Annotated in this window: 14 protein-coding genes; 12 read left to right on the top strand and 2 right to left on the bottom strand. The window is 65.0% G+C overall.

Annotated elements, in window-relative coordinates:
* Window positions 1–82: 82 nt before the first annotated feature.
* From K8U54_RS10620 to K8U54_RS10595, 6 genes are all read left to right on the top strand, one after another.
* A complete protein-coding gene (locus tag K8U54_RS10620; RefSeq protein WP_249910092.1) occupies window positions 83–1,033 on the top strand; it encodes a hypothetical protein in 951 nt (316 codons plus the stop codon).
* 174 nt (window positions 1,034–1,207) lie between these two features.
* Window positions 1,208–2,353, top strand: a complete 1,146-nt coding sequence (locus K8U54_RS10615) for an aldose epimerase family protein (RefSeq protein WP_249910091.1) — start codon at window positions 1,208–1,210, stop codon at window positions 2,351–2,353.
* A 380-nt stretch (window positions 2,354–2,733) separates the two neighbouring features.
* Window positions 2,734–4,935, top strand: coding sequence for a DNA helicase II (uvrD, locus tag K8U54_RS10610; protein WP_249910090.1), 2,202 nt, complete (start codon window positions 2,734–2,736; stop codon window positions 4,933–4,935).
* Between the two features lie 303 nt (window positions 4,936–5,238).
* The gene (locus K8U54_RS10605) at window positions 5,239–6,336 is read left to right on the top strand and encodes a TRAP transporter substrate-binding protein (protein WP_249910089.1); all 1,098 of its coding nucleotides are present in this window, start codon (window positions 5,239–5,241) and stop codon (window positions 6,334–6,336) included.
* Between the two features lie 183 nt (window positions 6,337–6,519).
* Window positions 6,520–7,377, top strand: coding sequence for a Tim44 domain-containing protein (locus tag K8U54_RS10600; protein ID WP_249910088.1), 858 nt, complete (start codon window positions 6,520–6,522; stop codon window positions 7,375–7,377).
* Between the two features lie 265 nt (window positions 7,378–7,642).
* Window positions 7,643–8,050 carry an SMI1/KNR4 family protein gene (locus K8U54_RS10595; RefSeq protein ID WP_070884769.1) on the top strand — a complete coding sequence of 136 codons (408 nt, stop codon included), beginning with the start codon at window positions 7,643–7,645 and terminating at the stop codon, window positions 8,048–8,050.
* A 79-nt stretch (window positions 8,051–8,129) separates the two neighbouring features.
* Here the strand turns inward: K8U54_RS10595 and K8U54_RS10590 are convergent, their stop codons facing one another.
* Together K8U54_RS10590 and K8U54_RS10585 are read right to left on the bottom strand one after the other, a co-directional pair.
* Window positions 8,130–9,893, bottom strand: coding sequence for a cation:proton antiporter (locus tag K8U54_RS10590; RefSeq protein WP_249910087.1), 1,764 nt, complete (start codon window positions 9,891–9,893; stop codon window positions 8,130–8,132).
* Between the two features lie 276 nt (window positions 9,894–10,169).
* The gene (locus tag K8U54_RS10585) at window positions 10,170–10,907 is read right to left on the bottom strand and encodes a tetratricopeptide repeat protein (protein ID WP_249910086.1); all 738 of its coding nucleotides are present in this window, start codon (window positions 10,905–10,907) and stop codon (window positions 10,170–10,172) included.
* 151 nt (window positions 10,908–11,058) lie between these two features.
* On the opposite strand from K8U54_RS10585, the gene K8U54_RS10580 reads away from it, so the two are divergent.
* The 6 genes from K8U54_RS10580 to K8U54_RS10555 all read left to right on the top strand — a co-directional run bounded on the left by K8U54_RS10580 (window position 11,059) and on the right by K8U54_RS10555 (window position 18,644).
* Window positions 11,059–11,541: an acyl-CoA thioesterase gene (locus K8U54_RS10580; protein ID WP_249910085.1), complete on the top strand. Its 483-nt coding sequence runs from the start codon at window positions 11,059–11,061 to the stop codon at window positions 11,539–11,541.
* Window positions 11,542–11,726: 185 nt separating this feature from the next.
* Entirely contained in the window at window positions 11,727–13,451 is a 1,725-nt protein-coding gene (ybaL, locus tag K8U54_RS10575; RefSeq protein ID WP_249910084.1) for a YbaL family putative K(+) efflux transporter, read from the top strand.
* A 99-nt stretch (window positions 13,452–13,550) separates the two neighbouring features.
* Window positions 13,551–13,985, top strand: coding sequence for a DUF3301 domain-containing protein (locus K8U54_RS10570; RefSeq protein ID WP_249910083.1), 435 nt, complete (start codon window positions 13,551–13,553; stop codon window positions 13,983–13,985).
* Between the two features lie 55 nt (window positions 13,986–14,040).
* Window positions 14,041–15,807, top strand: coding sequence for an ATP-binding protein (locus K8U54_RS10565; protein ID WP_249910082.1), 1,767 nt, complete (start codon window positions 14,041–14,043; stop codon window positions 15,805–15,807).
* Complete coding sequence (locus K8U54_RS10560; protein WP_249910081.1) at window positions 15,804–17,153, top strand: sigma-54-dependent transcriptional regulator; 1,350 nt, start codon at window positions 15,804–15,806, stop codon at window positions 17,151–17,153. The genes K8U54_RS10565 and K8U54_RS10560 overlap by 4 nt, the downstream gene beginning before the upstream one ends.
* 186 nt (window positions 17,154–17,339) lie before the next feature.
* Window positions 17,340–18,644 carry an MFS transporter gene (locus K8U54_RS10555; protein WP_070884777.1) on the top strand — a complete coding sequence of 435 codons (1,305 nt, stop codon included), beginning with the start codon at window positions 17,340–17,342 and terminating at the stop codon, window positions 18,642–18,644.
* Window positions 18,645–18,670 lie beyond the last annotated feature (26 nt).

Below are 18,670 nucleotides of genomic sequence, written 5' to 3'. Positions count from 1 at the left end.
GCCGCAGCTCGTCAGCCTGCCCTCGGGTTATGCTGCGCGAATGACAGAGGCGCGCCCGCCCGTGGCGCTAAAGGAAGCCTGCATGCTGATTGGCCATCGCTTCGAACGCACCCCACGGGGCGATCTGCACATTCACTCGCACAACGGGGTGATGAACATCGTTGCCCCGCTGATGGGCGTGATCGCCTTTGCCGCCCCGGTTGCATTCGTGGCCATTGCGGTTGCCAGTGACTCCTCGCCCTCGGCCAGCCTGGACCCACTGACCTTGTTGCTGATCGTGCTCGGGCTGCTGCTGTTTCCAGCCCTTGGCCTGGTGATAATGATCTATACCGGCATGCGCGAGACCTTGCTGCTGTCACGCCTCGACGGCGAGGGCAAACGCCGCACACGAAACTTCTTTGGTCGTCGCGAGCGGATCACCGAGGTGTTTCGACTCGACAGGACCCAGCGCCTCGAGCTGCGCCGTCGCCAAGGCGCCGAGCACGCCCGCACCCAACTGTGGCTGGTGATGCGCGACGGCAGCGAGCACCGGCTGACCACCGACAGCGTGCCGGTCATACCGGGCAGCGAACGCACCGACCGATGGCTGCGAGAACTGGCCGAATACCTGCAGCTGGACGTGCCGACGACCATCATCGATTCCACGACAGTCAAAGCGCCGACGCCCTACAAGCCCGTCAGCAGCCGTGCCGCGAAAGCTGCAGCGCCGTCGCAAGCCGAGGCGCCAGCCCCTTCTCATGGGAAAAGCACCACCGTCAGCACGCCTGCCCGGGCGTTCTGCGCGCTACTGGGCGCCTTCCTGGCGGTATTCGAACTGAGCCACCTCACCACATTGATGCCAGCGCTGTTCACCGGCCGCTTGCGGGTCAGCGGCTTTCGAACGGGGGCGCACAGCTTCTACTGGAGCGAGCAACCCCTGGTGTTCTCGTTCAATTTGCTGGTTGGCTATGCCGAAGTGCTGATCATCGGCGCCATCGCCTGGGGATGCCTGCGCGCCGCCGTCACCGGTCGTTTTAAGGCAGCAAGTGAATAGCGAGGGTTCCGAACGCCCCCTTAGCCGCACACCGGCGCCATGACGAACTGCCTAGCTGGTTGTCAGATAACAGCTAAGCTGTTTTTCGTATCAAGATCATTCCGGCCTGGCATTCGCTGCCCTGAGCCGCTGCTCGTCAGAACGCCCTCCACAACAATAAAAGGAAGTTCGACCATGACCCACCCCCACCACTTGCTGTCCGGCCTGGCCCTCTCCTTGGCGATTGCCACAGGTGCCAATGCTGCCGGGCTGACCAGCGAACACAAGCCCTTCGGCAAGACCCGCGACGGCACGCCGGTCGAGCAGTACCAGTTGCGCAACAGCCATGGCATGCAGGCCACCATCATCACCTACGGCGGCGTGCTGCAGGCCCTGGCAGTGCCGGACAAGAACGGCAAGGTCGAAGACGTGGTCTTGGGCTTCGATGACGTGCAGGGCTATGAAGCCGGTACCGCCTTCTTCGGCGCCACCATCGGCCGCTTCGGCAATCGCCTGGCTGGCGGCGCCTTCGAGCTTGATGGCAAGCGCTACCAGGTGCCGCTCAACGACGGGCCGAACGCCCTGCACGGTGGCGCCGAGGGCTTCGACAAGAAGGTCTGGGAAGCCAAGCCGGTGAAGGACAAGGATTCGGTCGGCGTGATCCTCACCTACCTGTCCAAGGACGGCGAGATGGGCTTCCCCGGCAACCTGAAAACCGAAGTCACCTACCGCCTCACCGACAATAACGAACTGCACATCGACTACAAGGCCACCACCGACAAGCCCACCGTGGTCAACCTCACCAACCACAGCTACTTCAACCTCGCCGGGGCCGGCAACGGCGACATGCTCAAGCAGGTCGCCACCCTGCACGCCAGCCACTACACGCCGGTCAACAAGACGCTGATCCCCACCGGCGAACTGGCGCCGGTCAAAGGCACGCCGATGGACTTCAGTAAACCGACGCCCATCGGCCAGCACATCAAGGACGATCACGAGCAGCTTAAATTCGCCGAAGCCAAACAGGGCGGCTTCGACTTCAACTGGGCGCTGGACAGCAAAGGCGACATCAAGCAACTCGCCGCCGAAGTACACGACCCTGCCTCCGGCCGTCTCCTGCAGCTCTACACCACCGAGCCGGGGGTGCAGTTCTACACCAGCAACTTTCTGGACGGCTCGGTAAAAGGCAAAGCCGGCAAGACCTACGCCCACTGGAGCGCCTTCACCCTGGAAACCCAACACTTCCCGGACGCACCGAACCAGCCGAAATTCGCCTCCACCCGCCTGGATCCGGGGCAGACCTATACGCAGAACACGGTGTTCAAGTTTTCGGTGAAGTGAGAGGGACGTTGGATAGCACCAGAGGGCATAACTGTGGGCCTTGAAACGGAACACAGTTATGCCCGTTGTTAATGGCGCGATAGCGCAGGCCATGACTCCCAACAACCAATCGCCACCGGTTTCAGCTCGGTGCATCCCCAATGAATGCCAAGCCGAACTCACGGCCAGGCCGAAGGCCTCGGTGCCGCCGAAGCTGTTCCACAAGAGCTTCGAAGGCCTCACCGAAGCCCAGCTGCGCAAGCTCAACCAGGTGCTGGCGAGCATTTTCGCCAACCTGCCGGAACACTGATCGCGGCCGCCCGGCGGCGCCCATCGGCAGCCCGTCATGTCCGCGGTCAGCAGCGTTTGCCCTACCTGCGCCGCGCCCCTAGAATGCCGCGATGCAAAATGACCTCGATCAGCGACTCAGTTCTCTAAACCCAGCCCAGCACCACGCGGTCACCACCCCGCCTGGTCATCAACTGGTGCTGGCCGGTGCCGGCTCCGGCAAGACCCGCGTGCTGGTGCATCGCATCGCCTTTCTGATCCAGCGCCTGGACGTCTCGCCACACAGCATCCTGTCGGTGACCTTCACCAACAAGGCCGCGGCCGAGATGCGCCACCGCATCGAGGACGTGCTCGGCCAGAGCCCGGCCGGCATGTGGGTCGGCACCTTCCACGGCCTGGCGCACCGCCTGCTGCGCGCCCACTGGCAGGAAGCGGGGCTGGTCGAGAACTTCCAGATTCTCGACTCCGACGACCAGCAGCGGCTGATCAAGCGGGTGATCCGTGAACTGGGCCTGGATGAGCAGCGCTGGCCGGCCAAGCAGGCGCAGTGGTTCATCAATGGCCAGAAGGACGAAGGCATCCGCCCGGCCGGCATCCAGGCCAGCGGCGACCTGTTCCTGGCCACCATGCGCAGCATCTACGAGGCCTACGAGGCCGCCTGTGCCCGTGCCGGGGTGATCGACTTCGCCGAGTTGCTGCTGCGCGCCCTCGACCTGTGGCGCAACAACGCCGGACTGCTGGCGCACTACCAGAAGCGCTTCCGGCACACCCTGGTCGACGAGTTCCAGGACACCAACGCCGTGCAGTACGCCTGGCTGCGCTTTCTCGCCATGGGCGGCGAAAGCCTGATGGTGGTGGGCGACGACGACCAGTCGATCTACGGCTGGCGCGGTGCGAAGATCGAGAACATTCAGCAGTTCGACAGCGATTTCGCCGACGCCGAGATCATCCGCCTGGAGCAGAACTACCGCTCCACGGCGAACATCCTCAACGCCGCCAACGCGCTGATCGCCAACAACCAGGGCCGCCTGGGCAAGGAATTGCGCACCGATGTCGGTGACGGCGACCTGATCAGCCTGTACGCCGCCTTCAACGAACACGACGAAGCGCGCTACGTGGTCGAGACCATCGAGGACGCCCTGCGCAAGGACGGCCTCAGGCGCAGCGATATCGCCATCCTCTACCGCTCCAACGCCCAGTCGCGAGTGCTGGAAGAGGCCCTGCTGCGCGAGAAGATTCCCTACCGCATCTACGGCGGCCAGCGCTTCTTCGAGCGTGCGGAAATCAAGAACGCCATGGCCTACCTGCGCCTGATCCACCAGCGCGGCAACGACGCGGCGCTGGAGCGGGTGATCAACGTGCCGGCCCGCGGCATCGGCGAGAAAACGGTGGAAACCCTGCGCCAGTTCGCCCGCGCCAATGACCTGTCGATGTGGGCCGCGCTGCACGAAGCGGTCGGCACCAAGGTGATCGCCGGCCGCGCCGCCAGTGCGCTGAACGCCTTCGTCGAGCTGATCGACACCCTGGCGCTGAAGGTCGAGGGCCTGCAGCTGCACAGCACCGCGCAGCTGGTCATCGAACAGTCCGGCCTGCTCGCCTACCACCGCGACGAGAAGGGCGAGAAGGCCCAGGCCCGGGTGGAAAACCTCGAGGAACTGGTGTCCGCCGCCCGTGCCTTCGACTCCTATGAGGGCGAGGAAGGCGACGACGCGCAAACGCCGCTGGCCGCCTTCCTCGACCACGCCTCCCTGGAGGCCGGCGATACCCAGGCCGCCGAGCATGAAGACAGCGTGCAGATGATGACCCTGCACAGCGCCAAGGGCCTGGAGTTCCCCCGGGTGTTCCTGGTCGGCATGGAGGAAGGTCTGTTTCCCCACAAGATGAGCCTGGAAGAACCCGGCCGCCTGGAAGAGGAACGCCGCCTGGCCTACGTGGGCATCACCCGGGCCATGCGCCACCTGGTGATCAGCTACGCGGAAACCCGCCGCCTGTACGGCAACGAGACCTATAACAAGGTCTCGCGCTTCGTACGCGAAGTGCCGCCGCACCTGGTTCAGGAAGTGCGCCTGTCCAACAGCGTCAGCCGCCCGTATGGCAGTGGCAGCCGCAGCATGAGCGGCAGCAGCCTGTTCGCCGGCAGCGCCGTGCCGGACACGCCATTCAACCTCGGCCAGCGCGTGCAGCACTCGCTGTTCGGCGAAGGCACCATCCTCAACTTCGAGGGTTCGGGCCCCCAGGCACGGGTGCAGGTAAACTTCGAGAGTGAAGGCAGCAAGTGGCTGATGCTGGCCTACGCCAAGCTCGAGGCTATCTAAGAGCCTGTTCGCGATCTGCTGAACATGCGTACGGGCAACTAGGTGGCGACAGCTACCTTTGGTAGGGTGGACGACGCTCCATCCGTCCACCGCTCTGCGATAGCAATGGTGGATGAAAAGAGCGTCATCCACCCTACGTCTGCTTCTGACTTTTTGCAGTCAAACTAGATGAAGCCTGACACGAAGATCGTGAACAGGCGCTAAGTCAGCTCGACGATTACAACCATGGCGGCCGCCATTACGGACGGCTGCCAATAACAAAAACAATCAGGGCACGCTGCTCGACACTCAAGGGAGAACACCATGAACCGCCGCAATCTGTTCGGCGCCGCGATGGCGCTGCTCGCTGCCATCGGTCTGGCCGGCTGCAAGGAAGAAACACCCGCTGCCGGGCAAGACGCCAGCGCTGCGAAAGCCGAGACCTTCCATTGGAAGATGGTCACCTCCTGGCCGAAGAACTACCCGGGCCTGGGTACTGGCGCAGAACGCCTGGCCGAACGCATCAACGCCATGAGCGCCGGGCGCCTGACCGTCAAGGTCTACGCCGCCGGTGAGCTGGTACCGGCCCTGGAAGTCTTCGACGCCGTGTCCCGCGGCACCGCCGAGATGGGCCATGGCACGCCGTACTACTGGAAAGGCAAGGTGCCGGCGGCGCAGTTCTTTTCCTCGGTGCCGTTCGGCCTGTCGACCCTGGAGATGAATGCCTGGCTCAGCAAGGGCGGCGGTCAGGCCCTGTGGGACGAGACCTACGCACCCTATGGCGTGAAGCCGCTGTCGGCGGGTAACACCACCATGCAGATGGGCGGCTGGTACAACAAGGAAATCAACTCCCTGGACGACATCAAGGGCCTGAAGATCCGCATGCCGGGCCTGGGCGGCGAGGTATGGACCAGGCTCGGCGCCATCACCGTCAACCTGCCCGGCGGCGAGATCTTCACCGCCCTGCAGACCCACGTGATCGATGCCACCGACTGGGTCAGCCCCTACAACGACCTGGCCTTCGGTCTGCACAAGGCGGCCAGGTACTACTACTTTCCGGGCTGGCAGGAGCCGCAGGCGGTGGTCGAGTCGATGGTCAACCAGAAGGCCTTCGACAGCCTGCCGGCGGATCTGCAAGCCATCGTCGTCGAAGCCGCCCGTGCCGCGACCCTGGACATGATGGACGACTACGTCTATCACAACGCCAGGTCCCTGGCCCAGCTGAAGGAACAGGGCGTGACGATCAAGCGCTTCCCCGATGACGTGCTGGCGGCGATGAAACACGAGTCGCAGAGCGTGCTCGAAGACCTGGCCGGCCAGAACGACCTCAACGGGCGCATCTGGAAATCCATGAAGACCTTCCAGGACGAAGCTGCGCCGATGGGCGCCGTGACCGAGAAGGAACTCTACGACTGGCGCTAGGGCACCAGCCGCCGAGCACCGAAACGGAACCTCTTGGTTCCGTTTCACCTCCCACCTCCATCGACCTTGCGCAGCGCACGCCGCCTCGCTGGGCAAAAGCTCGAAACATTCTGTTGCTGGTCATGCCGACCCGCCGCGGGCAAGATGCCTTTCAGTGTTTCAATAACCAAGAGAAAACCGATAATGCAGCGTTTCCTCAGCATCGCCCTGGTACTTTGCCTGGGCCTGTCCTTCAGTTTCACTGCCGACGCCAAGCGTATGGGCGGCGGTAAATCCTTTGGCGCCGCGCCAAGCCACCAGACTCGCCAGGCCACGCCACCGTCCCAGCCTAATGCCAACGCCGCAGCGCCAGGCCGTACCCCGGCTGCCGCCAGCGGTGCCTCGCGCTGGCTCGGCCCGCTGGCCGGCCTGGCCGCCGGTGGCCTGCTGGCCTCGATGTTCATGGGTGACGGCTTCGAAGGCCTGCAGATCATGGACATGCTGATCTTCGGCCTGATCGCCTTCCTGCTGTTCCGCTTCCTGGCCGCTCGCCGCCAGAAGCAGCAGCCGAACGTGGCGGCCGCCGGTGGCGCGCCGTTCCAGCGGGAAGCCCATGGCCAGCCACAGCCGGCCCAGCCGTCGATCTTCGGTGGCAGCAGCGCGGCCGCAATCAAGCCGGTGATCAACGCGCCGGCCTGGTTCAACGAGCAGAGCTTCATCAATGCCGGTCGTGAGCACTTCCTGAGCCTGCAGCAGCACTGGGACGCGAACGAGATGGACAAGATCGCCGAGTTCGTGACCCCGCAACTGCTGGAGTTCCTCAAGCGCGAGCGCGCCGATCTGGGTGATGGCTTCCAGTCCACCTACATCGACAACCTTGACGTGCAGCTCGATGGCGTCGACGACCATGCCGACAAGACCATCGCCACCCTGACCTTCAGTGGCATCTCGAAGACCTCGCGCTTCGACCAGGGCGAAGCCTTCAGCGAAAGCTGGCGCCTGGAGCGTGCGGTTGGCGACAACCAGCCCTGGCTGGTTGCCGGTATCCGCCAGAACGGCTGATCCCATATGCGTTGACGAAACCCGGGCTTGCCCGGGTTTCGTTTTTTCCGCCATCCACTTTTTCGCAGCCTGCGGGCGCGCAGTGCAACAACGGCGGGCGGAATCCGTCGCAGGCCGACATGGCGTTTTGCCTATTGTCGGCTTGTGGCTATTTTCCATTCAGCGTAAAAAGCTGCGTTATCACAGGAACGGCAAAGCAGGCAGCACCCGTTGCCCCTCGCCTTCCCGAATCTGACCAGAATCGTCGAACTCAGGTGGAGCCGCCGTGGAAGAAGTCATCGAACAACTGCGTGAATTGAACGAGCCGGTGCCGGTGCCGCTGGAACTGCCCGACGAGGAGTTGCTGGTGGAGATCGAGGAACAGATCCTCATCAACCTGCCGTTCGAGCTGCGTGAATTCCTGCTCAAGGTCAGCGACGTGGTGTACGGCCGCCTCGAGCCGGTCACCGTCACCGACCCGCAATCGCACACCTACCTGCCGGAAGTGGCCTCGGTGGCCTGGTCCCTGGGTGTGCCACGCGAGCTGGTGCCGATCTGCGAAGACCAGGGCAACTACTACTGCGTCGAACAGGACGGCACCGTGCTGCTCTGGGACGGCGAAGAAGAAGACCTTACCGACGACAGCTGGGACTCGGTCTGGCACTGGGTGCGGGAAGTCTGGCTGGAGGAGTGATCCGCAGCCGTTCAGCGATACCCGGAAAGAATTGAGCGATGAAATACAAAAAGGGCGCCTTCTAGGCGCCCTTGTCTTTTCAGTGATGCCCGGGTGTTTCGGGCTTGTCGAGGGTCTCGAACAGGGCGATCTGCAGGCGCGTGTGCACGCGGATGAACCAGCGCCACAGCACCGCCACCACGCCGGCCGCGACCACACCGACCAGCAGCAGCATGTCGTTGGACGGCAGGATGCTCGACGACAGCGCGGTGAGCAGCACCATGATGCCGACCAGCGAGAGCAGCGGGATCACCTCGGAAATCACCTTGCGCACGCGCGCCGTATGGCGGCCGGCCTTCTCCTGGCGCACGCCCATCTCGGCGAGCAGCATGGAGAGCGCCTTGATCTTGCGGTACGCGGCGATCAGGCATGGCAGCGAGAGGATCAGCGCGGCGCCCCAGATCACCGCCTTGCGCAGGTTTTCCTGGTCAATCCACTCGGCCAGCCAGGCGCCGATCTGCGCGGCGAAGAAGGCGATGCCAAGGAAGATCGCCACCACGAAGGCCAGGTTGACCAGCACCTGCAGGACGATCTTGCGGATCATGCCCGCCAGAATCGCGCCCTGGCCTTGCGGCTGGATACTGCGCAGCCATTCGCCGTACAGCGAGAACACCCGCGATACGCGCTGCGGCATCACGTTGCCGAGGCTTACCGCCAGCGGGTCGGCGGCGCGGATCAGATACGGCGTGGTCAGGGTGGTGATCACCGAGACGGCCACCGCCACCGGGTAGAGGAAGTCGCTGGTCACCTGCAGGGTCATGCCCAGGGTGGCGATGATGAAGGAGAACTCTCCGATCTGCGACAGGCCCATGCCGACGCGCAGTGAGGTGCGCCCGTCGTTGCCGGCGATGAACGAACCGACGCTGCACGACAGCACCTTGCCGACGATCACCGCCACGGTGATCACCGCGATCGGCCAGGCGTACTCGACCAGCACGTTGGGGTCGAGCAGCAAGCCGATGGCGACGAAGAAGATCGCGCTGAACATGTCGCGCACCGGCTCGATCAGCCGCTCGATCTGCACCAGCTGGCGCGACTCGGCCATGATCGCGCCGATCAGGAAGGCGCCCAGCACCATGCTGTATTCCAGCTTGACCACCAGCAGGCAGAAGCCGAAGCACATGCCCAGCACGGCCACCAGCAGCATCTCGTTGCTTTCGAACCTGGCCACGTAGGCGAGGATGCGCGGCACCAGGATGATGCCGATGACCAGGGCGACGATCATGAACAGCGACAGCTTGCCGACCGTGGCGAACACCTCGCCGGTCTCTACCGTGCCGCTCAGGGCGATACCGGAGAGCAGCGCGATGATGCCGATACCGAGGATATCCTCGACGATCAGCACACCGAAGATCAGCTGGGCGAAGCGCTCGTTCTTCATCTTCAGGTCGCCGAGCGCCTTGATGATGATGGTGGTCGAGGAAATCGCCAGGATCGCGCCGAGGAACAGCGAGTCCATGGTGCTCCAGCCGAAGTAGCGGCCGATCTCGAAACCGATCCAGATCATCAGGATGATTTCCAGGAACGCCGCGATGAACGCCGTGGCACCGACGTTGAACAGCTTGCGCAGGCTGAACTCCAGCCCCAGGCAGAACATCAGGAAGATCACCCCCAGCTCGGCCAGGGTGCGGATGGTCTCTTCATCGTGGATCAGGCCGAACGGCGGCGTGTGCGGGCCGATCAGGAAACCGGCAAGGATGTAGCCGAGCACCACCGGCTGCTTGAAACGGTGGAACAGCACGGTGACCACGCCGGCTACCAGCATGATCACCGCTAGATCCTGGATGAAGCTGATGGCATGCATGACGGAACTACTCCTTGTTTTGGGCAGGCACGAACGCGCGCGGGCGGCTGCTCGATGGCTCGTCGGAGCCTGCTGGAAGGCGGGAAGATCGGCCCGTTGCTGGGCCACATTGACCGCAGGTTAACATTCGCGCCTAGGCCGTCGCGGTGTGGAAATATTCAGAAATATTTGCCGAAAACCGCGAGATGGCGCGTGTCAGCGGTGCCTGGGAAAGACGCCGGGCACCTCTTCGAAGTCACCTGATGGCAAAACCGCCTTTGCGATCCCAGGCACCGATCAGGGCATCTGCTGCTGCGGCTCGGCACTGACCTTCAGGTAGCCTCCCGCCACGCTGATGCCAGAGCCGCCGTAGGCCTGGCAGCTCGGATCGATCACTTCCAGCACCTGGATATCCAGCCCTTCGTGGAGCAGCGCCACCGAGCAGCCCTTTGGCAACTGCGCTGCGGTCAGCTGGAAATAGGCCTTGTCGCCCTGCAACGTGCCTTGCAGGTTACCGATGGCCGCCGGGCCGTATTCCTCGACCTTGCCGCCGGCGCGCAGCGGCGAAAAACTCGCTCGATAGCTGCCGTCCGCCTGACGGCTGATGTCCAGGCTGCTCCACACCGCCGCGCCGGCGTAACGCAGGTAACGGCCCTCGAGGCTGGCCGCCAGTTTCGGGTAGTCCACAACCGCCGCCACCGAACGCAGATTGTTGCGGGTGGCGGCGCCCTGCATGCCATCGGCCAGGGCGAGGCTCAACCAGGCGCGGGCCTGGCCTGGCTGTCCCAGACGCAGGCTGGTCACCACCAGGTTGTTCAATGCCAGCTCACGGGCTGCGAGGCTGTCCGAATCCTGCTGCTCGGCACGCCGCAGCTGCCGCTCGAAGGCTTCGGCGGCATCGTCGTAACGGCCTGCCTGATAGGCCGCGGTGCCGGCTGCGTTGCACAGGCTGACGCTGTCGCAAGGCTGGGGAGCGGCCTGGGCAACGCCGGCGAACAGTGGCAGCAGGGCCATGCAGATAACGGAGCGCGTCATGGGATCGTCCTGATTGAGTGAGAGACTATGGCTCTAGGAGTGAAATGCCGGTACATACGTTGCAGCAATCGACCGCATAGACACAATCGACCAGCCAGGGCCGCGCAGACGGCCGACAATCACGCCCCAGCCACCCGATGAGCGAGACCCTATGGAACCCGGCAACGCACAACTGACGATGACCGTCCTGATGACCCCGGACATGGCCAACTTTTCCGGCAATGTACACGGCGGCACCCTGCTCAAGTACCTCGACGAAGTGGCTTACGCCTGCGCCAGCCGTTACGCCGGTCGCTACGTGGTCACCCTGTCGGTGGACCAGGTGACCTTCCGCGAGCCGGTACACGTCGGTGAGCTGGTCACCTTCCTGGCCTCGGTCAACTACACCGGTCGCACCTCCATGGAAGTCGGCATCAAGGTGATCACCGAGAACATCCGCGAACGATCGGTGCGTCATACCAACAGCTGCTTCTTCACCATGGTGGCGGTCGACGAGCACGGCAAATCCACCGAAGTGCCGCCTCGTCAACCGCAGAGCGCCGAGGAGCGGCGGCGTTTCGAGCAGGGCCGTCAACGCCGGGAGATCCGCCAGGAGCTGGAGAACCGTTACCGTGCCCTCAAAGGCGAGGCGTGACGCGGCTCACAGCACCGGCCATGGTAATCGACACATCTTGTATAAAGACCTTTTAGTTATAAGTAGTATTTTAATATAAAATATTGGTCTTTATGGTCGGGCAATCCGACCCTGGCCGTTACGCTGTTCTGCGCGGTATCCGCTGCCGCGCAGGCATGCCAGGCCCTCTTCACCAAGGAGACCGCATGCCGCATCACACCCCCCTGATTGCGACGATCGCTGCCGGCTTCGTGCTGGCCTACCTGTTTGGCAGCCTGGCCAACCGCCTGCGCCTGTCGCCACTGGTAGGCTACCTGCTGGCCGGAGTGATCGTCGGCCCCTTCACCCCCGGTTTCGTTGCCGACAAGGAGCTGTCCCACGAAATCTCCGAGATCGGCGTGATCCTGCTGATGTTCGGCGTGGGCCTGCACTTCTCCCTCAAAGACCTGATGTCGGTCAAACACATCGCCATCCCCGGCGCCGTGGTGCAGATCGCCGTGGCCACGCTGATGGGCATGGGCCTGGCCTGGGCGATGGGCTGGGGTTGGGGCGCCGGCCTGGTATTCGGCCTGGCGCTGTCGGTGGCCAGCACCGTGGTGCTGCTGCGCGCCCTGGAAGAACGCCAGTTGATCGACACCCGGCGCGGCAAGATCGCCGTCGGCTGGCTGATCGTCGAGGACCTGGTGATGGTCCTGGCCCTGGTGCTCCTGCCGGCGCTGTCCGGTGTGCTCGGCGGCATTCCCCAGGGCGACGGTTCCAACAGCATCGGCATGCAGTTGCTGATCACCCTTGGCAAGGTCAGCGCCTTCGTGGTGCTGATGGTCGTGGTCGGCCGCCGGGTCATTCCCTGGCTGCTGGAGCGCAGCGCCGGCACCGGTTCGCGGGAGCTGTTCACCCTTGCCGTGCTGGCCATCGCCATGGGCATCGCCTACGGCTCGGCGCAGCTGTTCGGCGTGTCCTTCGCCCTCGGCGCCTTCTTCGCCGGGATGATCCTCAACGAGTCGGAGTACAGCCACAAGGCCGCCGAGGATTCGCTGCCGCTGCGCGACGCCTTCGCGGTGCTGTTCTTCGTATCGGTGGGCATGCTGTTCAACCCGGCGATCCTGCTCGAGCAGCCGCTGCTGGTGCTCGGCACCTTCCTGGTCATCGTGCTCGGCAAGTCGCTGGCGGCGATGCTCATCGTGCTGGCCTTCCGCAAGCCGCTGAGCACCGCCCTGACCATTTCGGTGAGCCTGGCGCAGATCGGTGAGTTCTCGTTCATCCTCATTGGCCTGGGCATCGGCCTCGACCTGGTACCGGAAGCGGCGCGCGACCTGGTGCTGGCCGGCGCGATCCTGTCGATCCTCTGCAACCCGCTGCTGTTTCTGGTCATCGACCGCCTGCAGCCCTGGCTGGACCGCCGCGAGAACACCACGCCGGCCGACCAGGTCACCGTGGAGCCGGACGAAGACCACGACCTGCACCCGATCACCGAGACCGGCCACGCCATTCTCATCGGCCATGGCCGGGTGGGCAGCCGTATCAGCCGCCGCCTGCGCGAGGAAGGCGTGCCGCTGGTGATCATCGACGACAACCGCACCCGCGCCCAGGAACTGCGCGAGGAAGGTTTCAGCGTGGTACTCGGCAATGCCGCCAGCACCCACGTGCTGGAGCTGGCCAACGTCACCTCGGCGCGCTGGCTGATGATCGCCATTCCCAACAGCCTGGAAGCCGGGCAGATCGCCATTCACGGCCGCCAGGCCAATGCCGATCTGGACATCATCGCCCGTGCCCACTTCGATGATGAGGTCGACTATCTGCAGACCCACGAAGCCGACCTGGTGGTGATGGGCGAGCGGGAAATCGCCCGGGTGATGTTCGAGCGTCTCGGCCTGCAGGCGCCCGCGCCGGTCACGCCGCTGCCGATCAGCCCCCATGGCCTGGCCAGCTGACGCACCGGCAACGGAGAGCGGACCTGACACCGACTCACGGCGGCAACTGTCACCGTGGATCGGGTAAGCTGGGCGCTCTTCGTCACGAGTTCGCCTGCCATGCTGACCCTCGGCAACCTGTTCATCCTGATGCTGCTCGCCGCCGGCGCGGCCTGGCTGTGGCACGGCCACGGCATCCGCGAGCGGGCGCTGACGCGGGTCAAGCAGCACTGCGCCAAGCTGGATATCGAGCTGCTCGACGGCAACGTGGCCTTCCAGCGCTTCGGCCTGGTGCGCGATGGCCGGGGCAACCGCCGTTTCGCGCGGATCTACGGGTTCGAATTCACGGTGACCGGCGAGCAGCGTCATGCCGGGCGCATCGTCATGTTCGGTGCTCACGTGGGCACCATCGAGCTCGATCCCTACCCCTTTCGCGAGCCGCCAGAGGCCCTGCCACCGGTAGTCGAAGCCGCCGTGCCAGCGGCGCCCCGCAAGACCGGCCAGGTGATCGAGCTGCAGCAATGGCGTCGCGACCACCCCGCTTCACGGGACTGATCGGCCCAGGGTCTGTGCTATCGTCGGCCGCCCCACCTGCCCTGGCTGACCCGCGTTGAAGTCATCCCGCTCCCTGCGCATCGCCCTGCTGACTGCCCTGTTGCTGGCCGGCCTGTGCCTGTCCGCCTACCTGGCCGAACGCCAGGCCGAGCGCCAGCGCCTCGCCGAAGCCGGCAGCCAGGCGCAGGAGCAACTGGCGGCCTACGCCGGCACGCTGCAGACCCTGATCGACCGCTACCGCGCCCTGCCTGCCGTGCTGGCGCTCGACCCGGAGCTCACCGAGGCGCTGCAGAGCCCGCTCACCCCGAGGCTGCAACACCGCCTGAACATCAAGCTCGAAGCCATCAACACCGCGGCCCACTCCTCCACGCTGCAGGTGATGAACGCCGATGGCCTGGGCGTGGCGGCCAGCAACTGGCGCCTGCCGACCAGCTATGTGGGCCACGACTACAGCTTCCGCCCCTACTTCAGCGAAGCCCGCGAACACGACACCGGGCGCTTCTATGCCGTGGGCGTGACCAGCGGCATTTCCGGCTATTTCCTGTCCCACGCGGTGCGCGACGGCAGCGGGCGGTTTCTCGGCACCGTGGTGGTCAAGCTGGAATTTCCCGGCATCGAGCAGGCCTGGAGCCAGAGCCCCCACGTGCTGCTGGTCAGCGACCACCAGGGCATCACCTTCATCGCCAACCGCCCGGCCTGGCGCTACCGCGAGCTGCGCCCGATTTCCGCGGCCACGCGTGAAACCCTGGCCGCCACCCGCCAGTATGACAAGAAGCCGCTGGCGCCCCTGCATTATCGACAGCGCCAGGCCCTGGCCGATGATGGCCGCCTGGTGCGTGTCACCGACCGCGAGCTGGCCGGTGATTACCTGTGGGAAACCCGCGAGCTGGCCAGCGAGGGCTGGACCCTGCACCTGCTGCTCGATACCCGCAGCCTGGCCGGCAGCAGCTACACCGCGGCCCTGGCCGCGGGCGGCGCCTGGCTGGCGCTGTTTCTGCTGGGCCTGGTGCTGCACCAGCGCTGGCGCATCGCCCGTCTGCGCCAACGCACCGCCGACGAACTGCAGGCCCTTGTCGAACAGCGTACCGCCGCCTTGCGCACCGCCCAGGATGGCCTGGTACAAGCCGCCAAGCTGGCGGCCCTGGGGCAGATGTCGGCGGCGCTGGCCCACGAGATCAACCAGCCGCTCACCGCCCTGCAGGTGCATCTCGGCACCCTGCGGATGATCCTCGCCGATGGTGAACTGGAGGAGGCGCGCCAGTCGCTGGTGCGCCACGAGGAACTGCTGCAGCGCATGGCGGCGCTGGCCGGCCACCTCAAGACCTACGCCCGCAAGAGCCCCGGCGGCCTGCGCGAAACCCTGGAGCTGGGCGCCGTGCTCGACAAGGCCCTGCAGTTGCTGGAGCCGCGCCTGCGCGATGTCGAGGTAACGATTCAGCGTACGCCCGAGCAACCGGCCTGGGTGGCTGGTGATGCAATCCGCCTGGAGCAGGTGCTGGTCAATCTGATCCGCAATGCACTGGATGCCATGCACAATCAGCCTGCGCCGCACCTGATCATCGAGTTGCTGCTGGTTGACGGGCACTGGCTGCTGCATATCGACGACATCGGCAGCGGTATCGCCGCCGAGGCCCTGCCCCATCTGTTCGACCCCTTCTTCACCACCAAACCGGTGGGCGACGGCCTTGGCCTTGGTCTCGCGGTGTCCTACGCCATCGTCCGCGAGCTGGACGGCGACCTGCAGGCTGCCAACCGCCCAGGAGGCGGCGCACGCTTCACCCTGCGCCTGCCGGCCGCCACCGCCCCCCAGGAGCTGCCATGAAACCCAGCGTGATATTCGTCGACGACGAGGCGCCGATCCGCGACGCCGTACAGCAGTGGCTGGAGCGCTCAGGCTTCGAGGTACACCTGTGCGCCAGCGGCCGCGAATGCCTGGAGCGCCTGCCCGAGGATTACCCCGGCGTGGTGATCAGCGACCTGCGCATGCCGGGCATGGACGGCATGGCGCTGCTCGAACAGGTGCAGGCCCGCGACCCCGAGCTGCCGTTCATGCTGGTCTCGGCCCACGGCGACGTGCCCCAGGCGGTGGAGGCCATGCGCCTGGGCGCCTACGACTTCATCGAGAAACCCTTCACCCCCGAGCGCCTGCTCGGCAGCCTGCGCCGCGCCCTGGAGAAGCGCCAGCTGACCCGGGAGAACCGCCAGCTGCGCCAGCAGGTCGAGCACAAGGACGAACTCGCCGGGCGCCTGCTCGGCTCGTCCGCCACCATGGTGCAGTTGCGCCGCCAGGTGCTGGAACTGGCGCACACGCCGGCCAACGTACTGATGCGCGGCGAGACCGGCAGCGGCAAGGAGCTGGTCGCCCGCTGCCTGCACGACTTCGGCCCGCGCGCCAAGGGCCCCTTCGTGGCGCTGAACTGCGCGGCGATCCCGGAGAACCTGTTCGAGAGCGAGCTGTTCGGCCACGAAAGCGGCGCCTTTACCGGGGCCCAGGGCAAACGCATCGGCAAGATCGAACACGCCGACGGCGGCACCCTGTTTCTCGACGAGATCGAAAGCATGCCCCTGGGCCAGCAGGTCAAACTCTTGCGCGTGCTGCAGGAGCGCCAGCTGGAACGGCTCGGTTCCAACCAGGTGATCAGCCTCGATTTGCGGGTGGTCACCGCCACCAAGCCGGACCTGCACGAACGGGTGCGCGAGGGCAGCTTCCGCCAGGATCTGCTCTACCGCCTCAACGTCGCCGAGCTGCAGTTGCCGGCGTTGCGCGAACACCGTGAGGACGTGCCGCTGCTGTTCGAGCACCACGCCCGGCAGATCGCCGAGCGCTTCGAGCGGCCGCTGCCGCCAATCACTCCAGCGCTGCTGGCCCAGCTGCTGGCCCATGATTGGCCGGGCAACGTGCGCGAGCTGGTCAACGCTGCCGAACGCCACGTACTGGCACTGCCCGCCTCGGCCAGCCAATCGGTTACTGTGGATAACTCCCTCAGCGCACGCATGGAGGCCTTCGAGGCGCAGTGCCTGCGCGAGGCCCTGGCCAGTTGCCACGGCGACATGAAGCGGGTGACGGAACTGCTGCAGCTGCCGCGCCGGACCTTGAACGAAAAGATGCAGCGCCATGGCCTGCTGCGTACCGACTTTCTCGACAGCGAGCAGCAACCTGCCAGCTGAGGCGCGCCTGGCAAGTTTCCGCTAGCACCCTGAGCGCCCTAGCGGATTCTTGCCAGCCCGGCACCACCCGATCTCGCCGAAAGCCCCATGGCACGGGGGTTTTGTCTCCTGGCACAGCCCCTGCAATGGGCCCTGCCAGCGCCATCTCCGGCGTACAAGAATAATGACGATATCGAGGTCCCCCTGATGGAAAGCACCAGCACGCTGTCTGCCTCTGCGCCTACGCGCACCACGTCCCAGCGCATCAAATCGATTTTCAGCGGCTCCGTCGGCAATCTGGTCGAGTGGTACGACTGGTACGTCTACGCCGCCTTCTCCCTGTACTTCGCCAAGGCCTTCTTCCCGCAAGGCGACCTGACCGCCCAACTGCTCAATACCGCCGCGATCTTCGCCGTGGGCTTCCTGATGCGCCCGATCGGCGGCTGGCTGATGGGTATCTATGCCGACCGCAAGGGCCGCAAGGCGGCGCTGCTGGCCTCGGTGCTGCTGATGTGCTTCGGCTCGCTGATCATCGCCCTGACCCCCAGCTACGAAACCATCGGCGTCGCCGCGCCGGTGTTGCTGGTGGTCGCGCGCCTGCTGCAGGGCCTGTCGGTCGGCGGCGAATACGGCACCTCGGCCACCTATCTGTCGGAGATGGCCTCCAAGGAACGCCGCGGCTTCTTCTCCAGCTTCCAGTACGTGACGCTGATCTCCGGCCAGCTCATCGCCCTGGCGGTGCTGATCATCCTGCAGCAGACCCTGACCGTCGAACAGCTGGAAACCTGGGGCTGGCGCGTACCCTTCGTGATCGGTGCACTGTGCGCGGTAGTGGCCATGTACCTGCGTCGCGGCATGGAAGAAACCGACTCGTTCAAGAAGACCGAGGCGCCGAAGGAAAACATCATGCGCACCCTGCTGCGCCACCCCAAGGAGCTGCTCACCGTGGTCGGCCTGACCATGGGCGGCACCCTGGCCTTCTACACCTACACCACCTACATGCAGAAGTACCTGGTCAACACCGTGGGCATGAGCAAGAACGACTCGACCATGATCTCGGCCGCCACGCTGTTCCTGTTCATGCTGCTGCAGCCGCTGGTCGGCGCGCTGTCCGACAAGATCGGCCGGCGTCCGATCCTGATCGCCTTCGGGGTACTGGGCACGCTGTTCACCTACCCGATCCTGACCACCCTGCACACCGTGCAGAGCTGGTGGGGGGCGTTCTTCCTGATCATGGCGGCGCTGATCATCGTCAGCGGCTACACCTCGATCAACGCGGTGGTGAAGGCCGAACTGTTCCCCACCGAAATCCGCGCCCTGGGCGTCGGCCTGCCGTACGCGCTGACCGTGTCGATCTTCGGCGGCACCGCCGAGTACGTGGCGCTGTGGTTCAAGAGCGTGGGCATGGAGAGCGGCTTCTACTGGTACGTGACCGGCTGCATCGCCTGCTCGCTGCTGGTGTACATCACCATGAAGGACACCCGCACCCACTCGCGGATCACCACGGACTGAAATGATCGGGCGCCCTAAGCGGCGCC

This window comes from Pseudomonas fulva (assembly GCF_023517795.1).
Classification (GTDB): Bacteria; Pseudomonadota; Gammaproteobacteria; order Pseudomonadales; family Pseudomonadaceae; genus Aquipseudomonas; species Aquipseudomonas fulva_D.
Note: the sequence above shows the minus strand (reverse complement) of the source record. Positions and strands in the feature narration are given on the sequence as shown.